This is a genomic window from Salinicola corii, assembly GCF_008298015.1.
Taxonomy (GTDB): domain Bacteria; phylum Pseudomonadota; class Gammaproteobacteria; order Pseudomonadales; family Halomonadaceae; genus Salinicola; species Salinicola corii.
Genome location: NZ_VTPX01000001.1, coordinates 476128 through 492589, shown reverse-complemented (window position 1 = coordinate 492589; position 16462 = coordinate 476128). Strand labels below are relative to the sequence as shown.

12 protein-coding genes and 1 pseudogene are annotated in these 16462 nt (G+C 61.7%); 8 read left to right on the top strand and 5 right to left on the bottom strand.

All coding sequences use genetic code 11. From position 1 onward, the window contains the following. Positions 1–179 precede the first annotated feature (179 nt). Together aceF and aceE are read right to left on the bottom strand one after the other, a co-directional pair. A pseudogene (aceF, locus tag F0A16_RS02270) lies at positions 180–1553 on the bottom strand (dihydrolipoyllysine-residue acetyltransferase); the annotation flags it as partial. Between the two features lie 76 nt (positions 1554–1629). Further along, positions 1630–4326 carry a pyruvate dehydrogenase (acetyl-transferring), homodimeric type gene (gene aceE / locus F0A16_RS02265; RefSeq protein ID WP_149433758.1) on the bottom strand — a complete coding sequence of 899 codons (2697 nt, stop codon included), beginning with the start codon at positions 4324–4326 and terminating at the stop codon, positions 1630–1632. A 137-nt stretch (positions 4327–4463) separates the two neighbouring features. Here aceE and F0A16_RS02260 point away from each other — a divergent pair, with 137 nt between their 5' ends. Both F0A16_RS02260 and F0A16_RS02255 read left to right on the top strand, forming a co-directional pair. Beyond that, positions 4464–5366 (top strand): LysR family transcriptional regulator, encoded by a 903-nt coding sequence (locus F0A16_RS02260; RefSeq protein WP_149433757.1) that lies wholly within the window; start codon positions 4464–4466, stop codon positions 5364–5366. 127 nt (positions 5367–5493) lie between these two features. Then, positions 5494–5943 carry an NUDIX hydrolase gene (locus F0A16_RS02255; RefSeq protein WP_149433756.1) on the top strand — a complete coding sequence of 150 codons (450 nt, stop codon included), beginning with the start codon at positions 5494–5496 and terminating at the stop codon, positions 5941–5943. 141 nt (positions 5944–6084) lie between these two features. On the opposite strand, the gene F0A16_RS02250 is transcribed toward F0A16_RS02255, so the two are convergent. After that, the gene (locus tag F0A16_RS02250; RefSeq protein WP_149433755.1) at positions 6085–6972 is read right to left on the bottom strand and encodes a LysR substrate-binding domain-containing protein; all 888 of its coding nucleotides are present in this window, start codon (positions 6970–6972) and stop codon (positions 6085–6087) included. A 114-nt stretch (positions 6973–7086) separates the two neighbouring features. Between F0A16_RS02250 and F0A16_RS02245 the strand changes: the two genes are divergently transcribed. Next, a complete protein-coding gene (locus F0A16_RS02245; protein WP_149433754.1) occupies positions 7087–7467 on the top strand; it encodes a tautomerase family protein in 381 nt (126 codons plus the stop codon). A 96-nt stretch (positions 7468–7563) separates the two neighbouring features. On the opposite strand, the gene F0A16_RS02240 is transcribed toward F0A16_RS02245, so the two are convergent. Both F0A16_RS02240 and araD1 read right to left on the bottom strand, forming a co-directional pair. Continuing rightward, positions 7564–9363, bottom strand: coding sequence for an IlvD/Edd family dehydratase (locus F0A16_RS02240; protein ID WP_149433753.1), 1800 nt, complete (start codon positions 9361–9363; stop codon positions 7564–7566). A gap of 274 nt (positions 9364–9637) precedes the next feature. After that, positions 9638–10645, bottom strand: a complete 1008-nt coding sequence (gene araD1, locus F0A16_RS02235) for an AraD1 family protein (protein ID WP_149433752.1) — start codon at positions 10643–10645, stop codon at positions 9638–9640. 482 nt (positions 10646–11127) lie between these two features. Here araD1 and F0A16_RS02230 point away from each other — a divergent pair, with 482 nt between their 5' ends. The 5 genes from F0A16_RS02230 to F0A16_RS02210 are packed head-to-tail and all read left to right on the top strand — an operon-like array spanning position 11128 to position 16436. After that, on the top strand, positions 11128–12105 hold the full coding sequence (locus F0A16_RS02230; protein WP_149433751.1) for a tripartite tricarboxylate transporter substrate binding protein: 978 nt from the start codon (positions 11128–11130) through the stop codon (positions 12103–12105). A 28-nt stretch (positions 12106–12133) separates the two neighbouring features. Then, the gene (locus F0A16_RS02225) at positions 12134–12607 is read left to right on the top strand and encodes a tripartite tricarboxylate transporter TctB family protein (RefSeq protein ID WP_149433750.1); all 474 of its coding nucleotides are present in this window, start codon (positions 12134–12136) and stop codon (positions 12605–12607) included. A 14-nt stretch (positions 12608–12621) separates the two neighbouring features. Continuing rightward, a complete protein-coding gene (locus tag F0A16_RS02220; protein WP_149433749.1) occupies positions 12622–14139 on the top strand; it encodes a tripartite tricarboxylate transporter permease in 1518 nt (505 codons plus the stop codon). Beyond that, positions 14136–15191 (top strand): Ldh family oxidoreductase, encoded by a 1056-nt coding sequence (locus F0A16_RS02215; RefSeq protein ID WP_149433748.1) that lies wholly within the window; start codon positions 14136–14138, stop codon positions 15189–15191. The genes F0A16_RS02220 and F0A16_RS02215 overlap by 4 nt, the downstream gene beginning before the upstream one ends. Before the next feature lie 45 nt (positions 15192–15236). After that, on the top strand, positions 15237–16436 hold the full coding sequence (locus F0A16_RS02210; protein WP_149433747.1) for a fumarylacetoacetate hydrolase family protein: 1200 nt from the start codon (positions 15237–15239) through the stop codon (positions 16434–16436). Positions 16437–16462: the final 26 nt, after the last annotated feature.

Below are 16462 nucleotides of genomic sequence, written 5' to 3'. Positions count from 1 at the left end.
ACGCGCAGGCATTCGCCGGATCAGGTTCAACGGGTTAATGCGCTAGTCCGGCTCACGGACCTGCATCTCTCAGCCGGTCGCCCGGCACCCCGTCAAGCACGCTAGACACACTGCCAACGGGAGGTTGTTTGTTCAACAACTGTCTGGGATGAGCTAGTCCTGGGAAACAAGAGACGAAGTCACAGCAAAAGCGTTCTTATATCGCTCAGAGCCCGGGCCAAAAAGGCCGTGAAGCGAGCCGCGTCGGCACCGTTGACCGCTCGGTGATCGTAGGACAACGACAGCGGCATCATCAGCCTTGGGGCAAACTCGGCGCCGCCCCACACCGGTTTCGTCTGCACCTTGGAAACGCCGAGGATGGCGACTTCCGGGGCGTTGACGATGGGCGTGAAGGCGGTGCCGCCGATGGAACCCAGGCTGGAGATGGTGAAGCAACCACCGCTCATCTCCTCGCGCTTGAGCTTCTTCGACTGCGCCTTGCCGGCTAGTTCGACCGATTCCTTGGCCAGGTCGATCAACGATTTCTGGTCGGCGTTGCGGATCACCGGCACCATCAACCCGTCCGGCGTGTCCACGGCGATACCGATGTGCACGTAGTGCTTCTGCACCAGCGTTTCACCGTCGCTCTTCAAGCTGACGTTGAACTGCGGGAACTTCTGCAAGGCGTAAGCACAGGCCTTGATCATGAACGGCAGCGGCGTGAGCTTGGCATTCTGCTTGGCGGCCTCGTCCTCCATCGACTTGCGGAAGGCTTCGAGCTCGGTGATGTCCGCCTCGTCGAACTGAGTCACGTGCGGTACGTTGAGCCAACTGCGATGCAGGTTGGCCGCGCCCGCTTTCATCAGGCGACCTATGGGCTTTTCCTCGACCTCGCCGAACTGGCTGAAGTCGATGTCCGGCACCGCCGGGATACCCGCACCGCCACTCGGCGCGGCCGAGCTTCCGGCACCACTGGCGCGCTGCTGAAGGGCGTTTTTGACGTAGCCTTGCACGTCTTCCTTCAGCACACGATTCTTGGGCCCAGTGGGTGTGACTTGGGCCAGGTCGACGCCCAGCTCGCGCGCCAGCATGCGCACCGCCGGGCCGGCATGCACATGAGCTCCCACCGTTTTGTCGTCGCCGTGCTTGTGGCGTGCCTCGGGGCGCGGCTCGCCCGCAGGCTCCTTGGCAGACGGCTCCGACTTGGTAGCGCTGGTCGTTTGCTGACTGGCGTCTTTCTGACCGGCATTAGCTTTCTTGGCTGACTTCTTGGCTTCCGCAGGCAGCGCGACACTCTCAGACTCGCCTTCCGCTAGCGTCTCGTCGGCGTCTTCCGCGTCGTCCCCTGCATCGGCAACTTCCATGGTACCGATTAGGTCTCCTTCGGAGACGCTATCTCCTTCTTTGACCGAGACTTCGACCATCTTGCCCTTGTAGGGGCTGGGCACTTCCATGGAGGCCTTGTCGGATTCCAGCGTGATCAACGTATCTTCCACGTCGATCTCGTCGCCTTCGCTGATCGCCAGTTCGATAACTGGCACGTTCTCGCTGCCGCCGATGTCCGGTACCCGTATCATTGCCTTACGCACTGTAGTGCTCCTCGTCCTTTAATCCGCTTTCACGTCACGTGGGCTCATGCTCAGTCACGCTTCAATTATCAAGCGGGTTAGGCGCGGCAGGATCGATGCCGTAATGCGTCATGGCATCGGAAACGACGTGCGGCGCTATCTCACCACGTTCGGCCAATGCCCAAAGCGCCATCGTCACTACGTGATAGCGGTCTACCTCGAAGAAGCGGCGCAGCGCCTCGCGCGTGTCGGAACGTCCGAAACCATCGGTGCCCAGAACATGAAAGTCACTCGGTACCCAAGCACGAATCTGATCGGCATACAGACGAATGGAATCGGTGGCCGCGACCACAGGACCTTGACGATCGGCCAACTGGCGCATTACCCAAGGCCTCTCCTGACGCTCGCCCGGAGCAAGAAAGCGCCGGCGATCATAGTCAAGCGCCTCGCGACGCAGCTCGTTGAAGCTGGTCACACTCCACACGTCGGCGATCACGCCATGTGACTCGCGAAGTATCTCGGCCGCCGCCTCGACCTCGCGAAGAATCGCGCCGCTACCCAGCAACTGAGCCCGTGGCTTGGGCTTGCCATCGTCGGTTTCCCCTGGATGCAACAGGTACATGCCACGCACGATGCCCTCTTCACAGTCGTCGGGCATGGCCGGGTGCGGGTAGTTCTCGTTCATCACCGTCAAATAGAAGAAGATGTCCTTGCCTCGCTCGTACATCTCCTGCAGGCCATGGCGCACGATGACCGCGACTTCATGAGCATAAGTAGGATCGTAAGTACGGCAGTTGGGAATGACCGAAGCGAACAGGTGACTATGGCCATCCTGGTGCTGCAGCCCCTCACCGTTGATGGTAGTCCGCCCCGCCGTGCCGCCTACCATGAAGCCCCGGCACATCATGTCGCCGGCGGCCCAGGCGAGATCGCCGACACGCTGGAAGCCGAACATCGCGTAAAAGACGTAAAAGGGGACCAACATCGTGCCGTGGTTCGCATGTGCAGTCGCCGCCGCAATCCACGACGACATGGCGCCGGACTCCGTGATGCCTTCCTCGAGGATCTGACCAGTCCGGTCTTCGCGATAGAACATGATCTGTCCGGCATCGGCCGGCTCGTATTTCTGGCCTTCCGGCGAATAGATACCCAGCTGGCGAAACATGCCCTCCATGCCGAAGGTCCGTGCCTCATCGGGAACGATCGGCACGATCCTCTCACGCAATGGCTTGAATTTGGTCAAGCCACTCAGCACACGCACGAAGGCCATGGTGGTCGAGACCTCGCGTTCACCGGTGCCTTTCAGTTGAGCAGCGAATGGCTTGTCCTCAAGCGTGGGGATCGGCAGCGTCTCGTGATTAGTGCGCCGCGCGGGCTGAAAACCATGCAGACGCTCGCGACATCCCTGTAGATAGCGCATTTCGGGCGAGTCCGTCGCCGGCTGATAGTACGGCATGCCACCGTCCTGCAATTGCTCGTCGGTAACCGGTACCTGAAAACGGTCGCGAAGCTGCCTCAAGCCCTCAGCCGTCATGGTCTTGATGTTATGAGCTTCCATATCCGCCTCACCGTGCTCGCTGCCCATGCCATAACCCTTCACGGTATGCGCCAGAATCACGGTGGGCCGGCCATTGTCAGCGTCCATGGCGGCACGATAGGCGGCATGGACCTTCACCGGATCGTGTCCGCCGCGGATGAGCCCCTGGATTTCCTCGTCCGACAGAGAGGCGACCTGCTCCGCCAGCTCATCGTACTTGCCGAAGAAATGCTCGCGGGTGTAGGCCCCGCCTTGTGCCTTGAAGTTCTGGTATTCGCCATCGACGGCTTCGTCCATGCGCCGCTGCAAAAGGCCGGTGTGATCGTCGTTCAGCAAGCGGTCCCAGGCACTACCCCAGACAACCTTGAACACATTCCAGCCGGCGCCACGAAAGGTCCGCTCCAGCTCACTCATCACGCTACCGTTGCCGCGAACCGGCCCGTCGAGACGCTGCAGATTACAGTTGATCACGAAGATCAAGTTATCCAGGCGCTCCCGGCTCGCCACGTTGAGTGCACCCAACGTTTCCGGCTCGTCGCATTCACCATCGCCAAGAAAAGCCCAGACCTTGCGTTGCTGGAGTGGCTGCAGCCCGCGGTTATCCATGTATTTCATCAGGCGTGCCTGATAGATTGCCTGGATTGGCCCGAGTCCCATCGACACCGTCGAAAACTGCCAATAATCCGGCATCAGGTAGGGGTGTGGGTAAGACGACAGCCCCCTGCCCCCAACCTCCTGCCGGAAGCAGTCCATCTGGTCCTCGGTCAGACGCCCCTCGAGGAAGGAGCGTGCGTAGATACCCGGCGTAATGTGGCCCTGGAAATAGATAAGATCGCCAGCAAAGCTTTCCGATGCGGCACGGAAGAAGTGGTTGAAGCCGACTTCGTAGAGCGTACAACTCGACATGTAGCTGGCCAGATGGCCACCGAGGCTCTTATCTTTCGCATTGGCACGCACCACCATGGCCACACCATTCCAACGGACTGACGAGCGAATCTTTCGCTCCAATGCCAAGTCTCCAGGGTAATCTGGCTCTTCATGAGGAGCGATAGTGTTACGGTGGTGCGTCACGAACCCGCCCTCGAACGACACACCGCTTTTGTCGGCCGCCTCGAGTAACCGGTGAATCATGAAACGCGCCCGATCTTGGCCTTCACAATGAGTCAACGATGACAAAGCATCCAGCCATTCACGTGTTTCAATAGGATCCGCATCGACAATGTTGCTGACAACATCGCTCATAATGTCGTGCCTCTTTCAAAAGATAAGATCGATGAAGCTATACAAGAGGCCGGCCGCCTACTCCTCGAAAACCCTAATATTGCACCTCGATGCTGGCAACGCAGTAAGATTGGAAACACTTTCCCGGATTTGAGCCTATGAATCTCGATTACTTAAAAGTCTTTGTCGCCATCGCCAAGCAAGGTTCTATCCTGGCGGCCTCAAAGGCATTGGACATTCCCAAGTCAACGGTGGCACGCCACCTCGATCAGTTGGAAAATCAACTGTCTCATCAGTTAGTAATGAGAAATACACGACATTTGCGCCTTACCGCCGAGGGCCAACGTCTATATCATCTATCAGAAAGCATCATTGGCGATTTGGAGGAAGTCGAGCATGAGATGAAGGGTCAACATGGCAGCCTTAGCGGTAGGGTTACCGTCGCCATTCCTTCCGAATTTGGCGTCAAATGGCTCGATGAAAGTATCGCCACTTTCGTGGCCGACCACCCGGACATCGCCATCGACTGTATCACCAGCATGGCGCCACTCGATCCAATCAGAAGGGATGTGGATGTCTCGATCTGCTATCACCGAGGCAAGCTGTCCGATAGCGGCATGGTGGTTCGCCCACTGGTCAGCATGCGCAGCGCCGTGGTCGCCGCACCTTCGGTCGTTGCCGATCATGGCCGGCCCGCTTCGGTACAGGAACTCAGTCATTTACCCTGTATCTCGACGCTGACGGCGCTACAGGCGAACCCCTGGCATTTCATCGATGTGGAAGGTCGAACTATCGCGCTGGATGTACCGACTCGCTATCGCGTTGACAGTAGCTTGATGCTCATCGCCGGTGCCCGCGCCGGGATCGGGTTCGCGATCATTCCGTATGAATTTTGCAAGGAAAGTATCGCGGCAGGTGATCTCGTCGAATTTGCGCTCGACCTTCAGCCGGCACCGCTGGAAATCGTCGCAATCCATCCGAATAGGCAAAGCATTTCGACACGAACACGTGCGTTCGTAGATATCGTAGAGCAGCAATTGCGGGCACGCCAAGACCTTTAACTTCTGTCATGAAAACTGGTTCATTGACGCTAGTGCATATCATGGAGCACGACCTTTTGACTAATTGTCAGGAAAGGTGGACAAGAAAAATTTAACCACTCTTCTCCTGTTACCCGAGAGCCAACCAATGGAAAAGAGCTTATCCCAACCAGAAACGCCACCTTTGAATCACCCTATACCGGCAACAATAGCAGCGGTCATTAAGAACGGAAATGTATTATTAGTGCGACGCAGGAACCCACCGGACGCCAATCACTGGGGTTTCCCGGGAGGAAAAATAGATTTTGGTGAAACGGTTGAAAACGCAGCATTACGTGAGCTTCACGAGGAAACGGGCGTCCAGGCAAACGTTGTAAAGACCTTTACCGCCGTAGATGTATTCGATCATGATCGCGCTGGCCATATTCAGCAACACTTTGTTCTTATCGCTGTATTGTGTCAGTGGGTATCTGGCGACCCCGTGGCCGGCGATGACGCCCTGGACGCACGGTGGTTTCCGATAGAAAGTCTAGAATTTCAAGACTTGGCGTTGAGCCTTGATGTGGTTGAAGTGGTCAAGATGGCTGCTGTGCTATAAGCGAAAGCCGGAAACGTCTATCACATAACCCCATCTCAGGCTTGCGGGGTATTCAAGCGCTCCTCCATTGCTTACAGAGTCACGCGGTATCTCGGTACACCGACCTTTTCACTCTTTCACGAGGGAGTGCTGCATGATCCCTTAGCATTGAGCGGGCACTAACTCGGCCACGTGCTGCCGAATGATCTGACCCAACCGCGTTACGGCGAGAGACGGTGCTGTCTCGGCATGATAAAGCGACAGCTCCAATCCGGGCAGCTCGGGCAATCCGGCTTCCTGCGCATTCAAGGCACGAACCTGTGCTGGCAAGCACAGCGGTGTTCGGATACCGATTCCCAATTCCGCCGTGATGGCAGCCCATGTGGCGCCCAAACTGGCACTACTGAAGGCGATACGCCATGCGATACCGGCACGGTCCAGGGCATCGATCGCCATCTGGCGAAGCATGCAGGGTGCTTCCAGAACTACCAGCGGCAACGGGTCGTCCAGGGCCTGGAGCGGTTGAAACGAAACCGACCCGATCCACTTCATTGGTACGCTAGCCAGGGTTTCGGCACTCAAGGACTCGCTAGCGGCTTTCCAGACCAGCGCCAGATCCAATTTGCCAAGGGAGACATCTTCCTTCAGCCGCATATTACTGGCGACACGTACCTCGATATGCAATTTTGGATGCGCCCGGGCGAAACGACCCAACACACCCGGTAGCAGGCGCTCGCCGAAATCCTCCTGCAAGCCGAGGCGGACACGCCCCTCCAGTTGTTCACCGCAAACGGCAGCCGCCGCCTCGTCGTTGAGATCCAGCAGTCGCCGCGCATAGCTCAGCATGACCTCGCCCTGTTCGGTCATCACCATGCCACGCCCTACCCTGTGAACCAGTGGCGTGCCCACCTGCTCTTCGAGTCGCTTCAGTTGGGCACTAACAGCCGATGTTGACCGATTCAGACGCGCAGCGGCCTTGGCAAAGCTCCCGAGCTCGATGCCCAGCACGAAGCCACGCAACACATCCGGGTCAAACGTAGTCTGGCGCATACATGAATCCCGATTTAGTGGATCACATATCCAAAAAGTTTTGATATTCGGGATAACAGTGAGGCGCTAACGTATCTAGCGTCAACTATCACGATGTTCTATCCGGAGACTGACATGCCGTTAGTTCGTATCTCACTGCGCCAGGGGAAAAGCGACAACGATCTGCAAGCCATCCGTGAAGGTGTTTACAGGGCCCTGCGTGACACCTTCAATGTCCCCGAAAATGATCGTTTCATCCTGCTTCACCAACATGCCGACGAAGAGTTCGACTGCAGCCCCGACTATCTGGGCATCTCGAGAAGTCAGGAACTGGTGATTATCCAGATCACCTGCAACGATACACGGAGCGAGACTCAGAAACGGGCACTCTATCAACGTCTGACGGAATACCTCACCACGGCCCCCGGCCTCAGGCAGGAAGATGTTTTCATCAACCTGCTCGAAACCGATCGGCACAACTGGTCGTTCGGCAATGGCGGGATGCAGTACGCCTGATCGCGTACTGCTCGATGGCGGCGCCTGTCTGGAGATCTGTTGAAGTGCCCAAAGCCGGCCCTCGCTCGTAGCTCGTAGCTCGTAGCTCGTAGCTCGTCAGTGATTATCCCGCGGTAGATCCCAGGCGATGGCCCGGTACTTGGTTGCCGGCGCCAGGGTCATGCCGCGGTCGAGCTGTTCGACCATCGAGCGCTGGATCTCCTGCCATGGGGTCTGATGATCGCGATAGGGATAACCGCCGCTGGCCTCGAGCCTGGCGCGTCGCGCCGCCAACTCCTCGTCGTCGATCAGCAGATTGGCTTCGCCACGCTTGAGATCGATACGGATCCTGTCACCGGTTTCCAGCAGCGCCAGCCCGCCACCGGTCGAGGCTTCCGGCGAGGCGTTGAGAATCGAGGGTGAGCCGGAGGTCCCCGACTGGCGGCCATCGCCCAGGCACGGCAGCGAGTCGATGCCCTGCTTGATCAACGCTTCCGGCGGTTGCATGTTGACCACCTCGGCCCCCCCGGGATGCCCCACCGGACCGGCACCGCGCATCACCAGGATGGTGTTCGCATCGATCTCGAGCGCCGGGTCGTCGATGCGCGCGTGGTAATCCTCCGAGCCATCGAAGACGGCGACCTTGCCCTCGAATGCGTCGAGATCGCCGGGGTTGGAGAGATAACGACGACGGAAGTCATCCGAGATCACGCTGGTCTTCATCAGCGCGGAGTCGAACAGATTCCCCTTGAGGTTGAGGAAACCCGCCGACTCCACCAGCGGGTGGTCATAGCGCAGGATGACGTCCTCGTCCTGCGTCTCCTGGCCGAAGCAGTTGGCGTGCAGCGTCTGGCCGTTGACGGTCAGCGCATCGCCGTGGAGCCGCCCTGCCGTGAGCAGTTCGTGAACCACCGCCGGCACCCCGCCCGCCCGGAAGAACTCTTCGCCGAGATAGGCACCCGCCGGCATCACGTTGGCGAGCAGCGGTATCGCGTGCCCGAGGCGCTGCCAGTCATCGTTGGTGAGTTCGATCCCGGCGTGCCGGGCGATGGCGTTGATGTGGACCGGTGCATTGCTGGAGCCGCCCAGCGCGGAGCAGACGACGATGGCGTTCTCGAACGCTTCCCGGGTGAGGATGTCGCTCGGACGCAGATCCTCCCACACCATCTCGACGATGCGCGCGCCGGTGGCGTAGGCGACCATCGGCCGCTCCTTGTAGGGTGCGGGGATCATCGCCGAGCCGGGCAGGCTCATGCCCAGCGCCTCGGCCATGGAGTTCATGGTCGAGGCCGTCCCCATGGTATTGCAGTGTCCCACCGAAGGGGCCGAATCCGCGATTCGAGCCAGGAACTCGGGGTAGTCGATCTCGCCGGTGGCGAGGCGCTTGCGCAACTCCCACACGATGGTGCCGGAACCGACCCGCTCCTTGCCGCGCCAGCCGTTGAGCATCGGCCCGCCGGAGAGCACGATCGCGGGGATATCGGCGGTGGCGGCGGCCATCAGGCAGGCCGGCGTGGTCTTGTCGCAGCCGGTGGTCAGCAGCACGCCATCGAGCGGATAGCCATGCAACACCTCGACCAGCCCCAGGTAGGCCAGATTGCGGTCCAGTGCAGCCGTCGGCCGACGCACGTTCTCGTGGATCGGGTGCAGCGGGAACTCGAACGGAACGCCGCCCGCCGCGCGGATGCCGGCCTTGACCCGCTCCACCAGTTGGATGTGATGCCGGTTGCACGGCGTCAGGTCGGAGCCGGACTGGGCAATGCCGATGATCGGCTTGCCGGAGGAGAGCTCTTCCAGCGTGATGCCGTAGTTCATGTAGCGCTCCAGGCAGAGCGCCGTGGTACCGGCGTGGTCGGGGTTGTCGAACCACCAGCGCGAACGCAGTTGGTCGGCGGTTCGGCGGGGACGTTCGCTCATGATCAGGACTCCAGAACGGGCGGATCCGGCGGCCAGGGATCGGGCAGCCGGAACGCCGTCATGCATGGGTGACTCGACGACGGGACGGTAACCTTGGCGGCCGGTCGATACGTCGTGTTGTCACGAAGGGGTTACGCTCTGTCTGAAAAATGCCTGCGCTCGCCCATAAGGCGTTAAAAATTGACTCAAAATGCTCATTTACACCTCGTAAACTCCGCTTCTTCGTCAATTTTTGCCTTTTCTGGCCATCGCTCGCCGATTTTTCAGACAGAGCTTAGAGCGCCTTGGCGGCCGAGTAACCGAAATCGTCCTCGCTGCCGAGCACGTTGCGCAGGGGGCGGCCCAGCGCCGGCAGGTCGATCTCGTAGCGGTCACCCGGTTCGGCGACGATCTTGTCGGCAAAGCTCAGCGTCGCGGTCCCGAAGAAGTGCACGTGGACATCCCCCGGGCGGCGGAAATTGCGATACTTGAAGTGGTGATGCTCGAGATTGGCGAGACTGTGGGCCATGTTGCCCTCGCCAGTCAGGAACGGCTTTTCCCACAAGGTACGGCCGTCGCGGACGATACGGCTGGTGCCTTCCAGGTTTGCCGGCAGCTCGCCGACGAAGAGTTCCGGCCCGAAGCTGCAGGCACGCAGCTTGGAGTGCGCCAGCCACAGGTAATTGAAGCGCTCGGTGACATGGTCGGAGAATTCATTGCCGATCGCATAGCCGACCCGCCAAGGCTGGCCGTCCCTGCCGACGACGTAGAGGCCGGCCAGCTCCGGCTCCTCCCCGGCATCCTGGGCGAACGACGGACTGGGGATCTCGCTCTCCGGCGCGACCACGCAGTCGCCGTCTCCCTTGTAGAACCACTCCGGCTGCGGCCCCACCTCGCCCGCTCTCGGCTTGCCGGCTTCCACGCCCATGCGGAACATGCGCATCGAATCGGTCAACTCGCTTTCGTCGACCTTGTCGGACGGCTGCATGGCGGCGGCGTGCATCGCCGAGCGCGTATCGGCGCTGCCAAGGTGCGTCAACCCGGTCCCGGTCACCAGACAGTGCGCCGGGTCGGGATGGGTAAGCGGCGGCAACAGACGGCGCTCCTCGATCAGCCGGGCATAGTCTAGCCGGGTTTCGGTCAGCGCGGCTTCGACCACGGCGGTCAATGGCGTGCCGTCGGCGATGGCGCGCCTGGCCAGTCCGTAGACGCCCTCGTCGCCATCGACGACCTGGACTTCATGTTCGTCGATGACCACCGCCACGGTCAGGCGGTCATCGTTCAGGCACTGAATCAGGCGCATCGGCATTCTCCTTGCATCGATCATCGGTCACTGTCGCCAACGGCCTTGCGGCGGCCATGGCAGAACGCCTCGCACGTTGCCGTACGGACCCATGCCGCCGCGATACAGCGACCACCATTTATCATCTCTCCACTATGTTGAACATATAAAAAATAAGTACAACATAGACTTTCGGAGCAAATACGTCCGTCGCCAACCGGCGTAATCTGCATGGTGGAGCCCCTTGATCGCTGCCGTTCCGTCACCGGGTTTTTGATCGATGGTATTGAAAAACGGAGATAATCACGGACTCCTCGGATCGTGATTCGGTGCCATAGTCAGACCCATGACGCGGCGCCGATTTACGCTCGTTATACCAATGTCTAGCCAATACGTTTATTGCACCCAATAGTCATAAATCATAGCTTCAGTGGGCGCCAAGTCGATTCCGTGACGGTAGAAATTCAAAACACCAACAACACCCCTCCCCAAGGAGACACGCCATGAAGACCTCAATCAACAAGCGTCATCTCGCTGGATTACTGGGATTGTCACTGCTGCTGCCGCTGCCGGCGCTGGCCGACTACCCCGAAAAACCGATCACGCTGATCGTCCCCTGGGCGGCTGGCGGCGGGACCGATGCGACCGCGCGAACCATCGCCGCTGCCCTGGAAGAGCAGTTGGGCCAGACCGTCAACGTGGTCAACCGAACCGGCGGCAGCGGCGTGGTGGGACACACCGCCATGGCCATGGCGAAGCCCGATGGCTACACGCTCGGTCTGATCACCGGCGAGATCAACATGATGCACTGGCAGGGGCTGACGCAGCTGACCTACGAGGACTACACCCCCATCGCCCAGATCAACTACGACTACGCCGGTATTCAGGTGGCCGCCGACGGCCCCTTCGACTCCGTCCAGACGCTGGTCGACCAGATCAAGGCCGAGCCCGCGCGAACCTACACCGCCTCCGGTACCGGTCAGGGCGGCGTGTGGCACCTGGCCTTCGCCGGTTTCCTGCTCGACCAGGGCCTGGAAGCCGATCGTGTCTCCTGGATTCCCAGCCAGGGCGCCGCGCCGGCGATGACCGAGATGGCCGCGGGCAGCATCGATATCGTGCCCAGCTCGGTTCCCGAAGGGCGCTCGATGATCGAAGCCGGCAAGGCCAAGAGCCTGGCGATCATGGCGCCGGAGCGGCTCGATAGCTTCCCCGACGTGCCCACCCTGAAGGAGGCACTCGGCACCGACTACACCATCGGCGAATGGCGCGGCATCGCCGGCCCCAAAGGCATGGACCCGGCGGTCGTCGAGACCCTGGAGACGGCGATCGAGGACGCCTACAACAGCGACACCTACCAGAACTTCATGGCCAAGCAGGGCTTCGGTACCGAATGGCGCGGGGCGGAAGATTTCGGCAAGCTCATGGCCGAGCAGGACAAGCGCTTCGGCAAGATCGTCGAGCAGGTGGGACTGGCCAAGTGATCCAGCGATCCGAACGGGAGACGACCTCATGAGAGACTTCCTGCTCGGACTGGCGTTCGTGATCGGCGGCGGCGTGGTCATCGCCGTCGCCCAGACCTACCCGACCATGCCGGCCCTCCAGTACGGCCCCTCGCTGTTCCCCTCGCTGATCGGCGGGGGAATGGTGATCGGCGGACTGGTGCTGGCGCTGACCCGGATAGGCCAACTCAGGATCGCGTTCGCCGGCCCCCGCTCCCAGACGCCGCGATACGACTACCGCGGCCTGCTGATCTCGCTGCTGCCCTGCGCGCTGATCGTCTTTTACATCCTCGCCAGCGAGTGGCTGGGCGCCCCATTGTGCATGGCGGTGAGCATGCTGATCCTGATGCTGCTGCGCGGCGCCAGGCCGTGGCTCTCGCTGGTCGTGTCGCTGGTCGTCGCGGCGGCGATCTATCTGCTGTTCTCACGCTATCTGCTGATCCCGCTGCCGGAAGGCACCCTGCTGTCTCAAATCCTACCCTAGCCTGGTGATTGCTCATGGACTCCTTTCTGCAAGGCCTGGCAATGGTGTTCAACGTCCAGACGATGCTGTTCATCGTCGCGGCGGCCGTCTTCGGACTCTTCGTGGGCGCCATTCCCGGCCTGACCGCCACCATGGCAGTGGCTCTGCTGGTGCCGATCACGTTCTACATGGATGCCACCCCGGCCATTGCCGCCATCGTGGCGACCTCGGCCATGGCGATCTTCGCCGGCGACATTCCCGGCACCTATCTCAATATCCCCGGCACGCCGGCATCCGCGGCCTATGTTGGTGAGTCCTATCGTCTCGCCCAGAAGGGCCGCGCCCGGGAAACGCTGGGCACCAACCTGATCTGCTCCGTCATCGGCGGGCTGTTCGGCACCATGGTGCTGGTCTTCGTCTCCCCCTCGCTGGCCGAAATGGCGCTCAACTTCAGCTCGTTCGAGTACTTCTGGCTCGCCCTGCTGGGCTTGAGCAGCTCGATCTTCATCGCCATCGGTTCCCGGGTCAAAGCGTTCCTGTCGCTGACCGTGGGACTGCTGCTGTCGACCGTCGGTCTCGACATGATGAGCGGCGCGCCGCGCTTCACCTTCGGCGTGCCCGACCTGATGGCCGGCATCAATTTCATCCCGGTGATGATCGGCATGTTTGCGCTCAACGAGATCATGATGTTCTACGGCTCGCGGGCCGAAGCGCGCAGCGTCCCGGTAATGGCCAAGGACAGCGTGTTCGCCAACGCTCCGGGGCACGTCAAGACCTACTGGCGCAACATCCTGCGCGGCAGTTCGCTGGGCACGCTGATCGGTGCGCTGCCTGGCGCGGGTGCGGATATCGCCGCGTGGATCGCCTATGCGCTGGGCAAGAGTCGCTCCAAGGAGAAGGAGAAATATGGCACCGGCCATATCGAGGGCATCGTCGATGCCAGCTCCGCCAACAACTCCGGCATCAGCGGTGCCTGGGTACCGGCGCTGGTGTTCGGCATACCGGGCGACACCATCACCGCCATCGTCATCGGCGTGCTCTACATGAAGGGCATGAACCCGGGGCCGACGATCTTCATGAACGGCGGCGGCCAGGTCTATGCGCTGTTCACGGTATTCTTCGTCGCCAACCTGATCATGCTGCCGATCGGCTACCTCGCCATTCGCGCCTCGAAGGTGTTCATCCTGACCCCGCGCAAGCTGCTGATGCCGGTGATTCTGAGCTTCTGCATCGTCGGCGCCTTCGCCATCAACAACTCGATCACCGACATCTGGATCATGCTGATCATCGGGCTGGTAGCGTTCGTGCTGGCCCGCAATGACTTCCCCATGGCGCCGGCGATCCTGGGCCTGGTGCTCGGCGGCACGCTGGAGAACAGCTTCATGAGTTCGATGCTGAAATCCAACGGCGACCTGCTGGCCTTCTTCGAACGGCCGATCAGCGCCGCGCTGGGCGCGCTGGTCATTCTGATCTGGGCGCTGCCCACGCTGATTCGCCTATTCCGACACTGGCGCCGCCCGGCGCAAACCGACCAGACACCGAGGTCCTCATGACACGCTACGACGCCGATACCCTGCGCGCCACGCTGTTCACCTTGTTCACCGAGAACGGCGCCAGCGCCGATGTGGCGGAAACCACCGCGCGCATCCTGGTCGAGGGCGACCTGCTCGGTCACCACACCCACGGCGTGAAACTGGCCAACGGCTATCTCAAGGATCTCAAGGCGGGCCATGCCTGCGGCGATCACAGCCGGCTCGAGATCCAGGAGAACAGCCCGGTCGCGGCGCTGTTCGACGGCCACTACCTGCTGGGTCCGTACCTGGTGCAACGCGCGCTGGACCACTGTCGCGACGCGGCCACTACGTTCGGGATCGGGATGGTCAGTCTCAAGCGGTCGCACCACATCGCGTGCCTGGCGGCGTACCTGCAACCGCTGGTCGAGGCCAACCTGGTTCCGCTGATATTGACCTCGGATCCGGCGGTCGCCTCGGTCGCACCGTTCGGCGGCCTGGACCGGGTCTACACCCCAAACCCGCTGGCGGTCGGTATCCCCGGGCGCGAACAGCCGCTACTGATCGACGTCAGCATGTCGACGATCACCAACGGCACCGTGGGCAAGACCCGTGCCGCCGGCGACAGGCTCGGCCACCCGGCGATTCTCACCGGCCACGGCGAGGTCAGTGACGATCCCGAGGACTATTTCGCCTCCCCGGAGGGGAGCATCCTGCCCCTGGGCGAACTCGCCTTCGGCCACAAGGGCTTTGCGCTGGGGCTGATGGTCGAAGCCTTGACGTCGGCCCTTTCCGGCTACGGACGCAAGGACTCCCCGGAGGGCTGGGGAGCGTCGGTGATGGTCATGGTGATCGATCCGGCCCGTTTCGGTGGCACGGACTCCTTCCTCGACGAGACCGACCACATCGCCAGACGCTGCCTCGGCAGCCGGCCGCGCGATCCCGAGCGGCCGGTGCGCCTGCCGGGTCAGTCCGGCCTCTCCCGCCGCCGGGACTATCTGGACAACGGCATCCCCTTACCACCGGACGTGGTGGAGGCCATGCGCGAGGCCGTGGCAGACTCGTCGCTATCGGGCAATACCGCTTTCGGCTGAAGCAATCCCACTTTCTCTCTCGACTCGACAGGAGCTCACCGCTACATGGCCTCATTCAACGATCCCGACTCCCTTTCCCCGCAACGCCAGGCCGGGCATTGCCTGCCCGACGATGCCGATCGCGCCCTCCTGGTGGGTCGCGTCTGGCTGGAGAGCGCCGGCGGCCGGGCCGGGCCGGCGCCGGTGGCGCTGCGCGGCGATACGCTGGTCGACCTCTCCCGCCACGTGGCCACCATGGCCGACCTGCTGGAACGCGACGACGCGACCTGGCTCGTTCGCGAAGCGCCCGGCGACACCGTCGGCACCCTGGCCGAAGTGCTCGCCAACAGCCATGCGGATATACCGCAGGCGCCCTATCTCCTGGCCCCCTGCGACGTGCAGGCGATCAAGGCCTGCGGCGTGACCTTCGCCGTCAGCCTGCTGGAGCGGGTGATCGAGGAGCAGGCCGGTGGCGACCTCAAGCGTGCCGCCGAGCTGCGCGAGGAGATCCAGGCGTTGATCGGTGGCGACCTGTCGCGGATCGAGCCCGGTTCGGAGGAAGCGATGGCGCTGAAGGCCGAGCTGCAAGCCCGTGGCGGCTGGTCGCAGTACATGGAAGTGGGCATCGGCCCCGATGCCGAGGTGTTCTCCAAGGCGCAGCCGCTGTCCGCCGTCGGCCACGGTGCGCGAGTCGGCCTGCACCCCGCCTCCCAATGGAACAATCCGGAGCCGGAGATCGTGCTGGCGGTGGACGCCGAGGGCCGGGTGCGTGGCGCGACCCTCGGCAACGACGTCAATCTGCGCGATATCGAGGGCCGCAGCGCCCTGCTGCTGGGCAAGGCCAAGGACAACAACGCCTCCTGCTCGATCGGCCCCTTCATCCGCCTGTTCGACGAACACTTCGGCATCGACGACGTGCGCAACGCCAGGGTCTCGCTACTCATCGAGGGGGTGGACGACGACTTCGTGCTGGAGGGCGAGAGCGACATGCGCGAAATCAGCCGCGATCCGCTCGACCTGGTGGCGCAGACCTACGGTGCCCACCACCAGTATCCCGACGGCTTCATGCTGTTCCTTGGCACCATGTTCTCGCCGATCCAGGACCGGGACGGCGAGGGCCAGGGCTTCACCCATCATGTGGGCGACCGGGTGACGATCTCGACGTCCAGGCTGGGCGCGCTGACCAACGTGGTCGATCGCAGCGATCGGCTACCACCCTGGACCTTCGGTATTCGCGCCCTGCTGGCCCATCTCGGCCAGCGCTGACATCGATCGCGAACGCCCCGCTCACC

Excerpts from the sequence above, each read along its gene's own strand:
- aceE (WP_149433758.1), bottom strand. The coding sequence starts at position 4,326 with ATGAGCGATGTTGTCAGCAACATTGTCGATGCGGATCCTATTGAAACA.
- F0A16_RS02260 (WP_149433757.1), top strand. The coding sequence starts at position 4,464 with ATGAATCTCGATTACTTAAAAGTCTTTGTCGCCATCGCCAAGCAAGGT.
- F0A16_RS02255 (WP_149433756.1), top strand. The coding sequence starts at position 5,494 with ATGGAAAAGAGCTTATCCCAACCAGAAACGCCACCTTTGAATCACCCT.
- F0A16_RS02250 (WP_149433755.1), bottom strand. The coding sequence starts at position 6,972 with ATGCGCCAGACTACGTTTGACCCGGATGTGTTGCGTGGCTTCGTGCTG.
- F0A16_RS02245 (WP_149433754.1), top strand. The coding sequence starts at position 7,087 with ATGCCGTTAGTTCGTATCTCACTGCGCCAGGGGAAAAGCGACAACGAT.
- F0A16_RS02240 (WP_149433753.1), bottom strand. The coding sequence starts at position 9,363 with ATGAGCGAACGTCCCCGCCGAACCGCCGACCAACTGCGTTCGCGCTGG.
- araD1 (WP_149433752.1), bottom strand. The coding sequence starts at position 10,645 with ATGCGCCTGATTCAGTGCCTGAACGATGACCGCCTGACCGTGGCGGTG.
- F0A16_RS02230 (WP_149433751.1), top strand. The coding sequence starts at position 11,128 with ATGAAGACCTCAATCAACAAGCGTCATCTCGCTGGATTACTGGGATTG.
- F0A16_RS02225 (WP_149433750.1), top strand. The coding sequence starts at position 12,134 with ATGAGAGACTTCCTGCTCGGACTGGCGTTCGTGATCGGCGGCGGCGTG.
- F0A16_RS02220 (WP_149433749.1), top strand. The coding sequence starts at position 12,622 with ATGGACTCCTTTCTGCAAGGCCTGGCAATGGTGTTCAACGTCCAGACG.
- F0A16_RS02215 (WP_149433748.1), top strand. The coding sequence starts at position 14,136 with ATGACACGCTACGACGCCGATACCCTGCGCGCCACGCTGTTCACCTTG.
- F0A16_RS02210 (WP_149433747.1), top strand. The coding sequence starts at position 15,237 with ATGGCCTCATTCAACGATCCCGACTCCCTTTCCCCGCAACGCCAGGCC.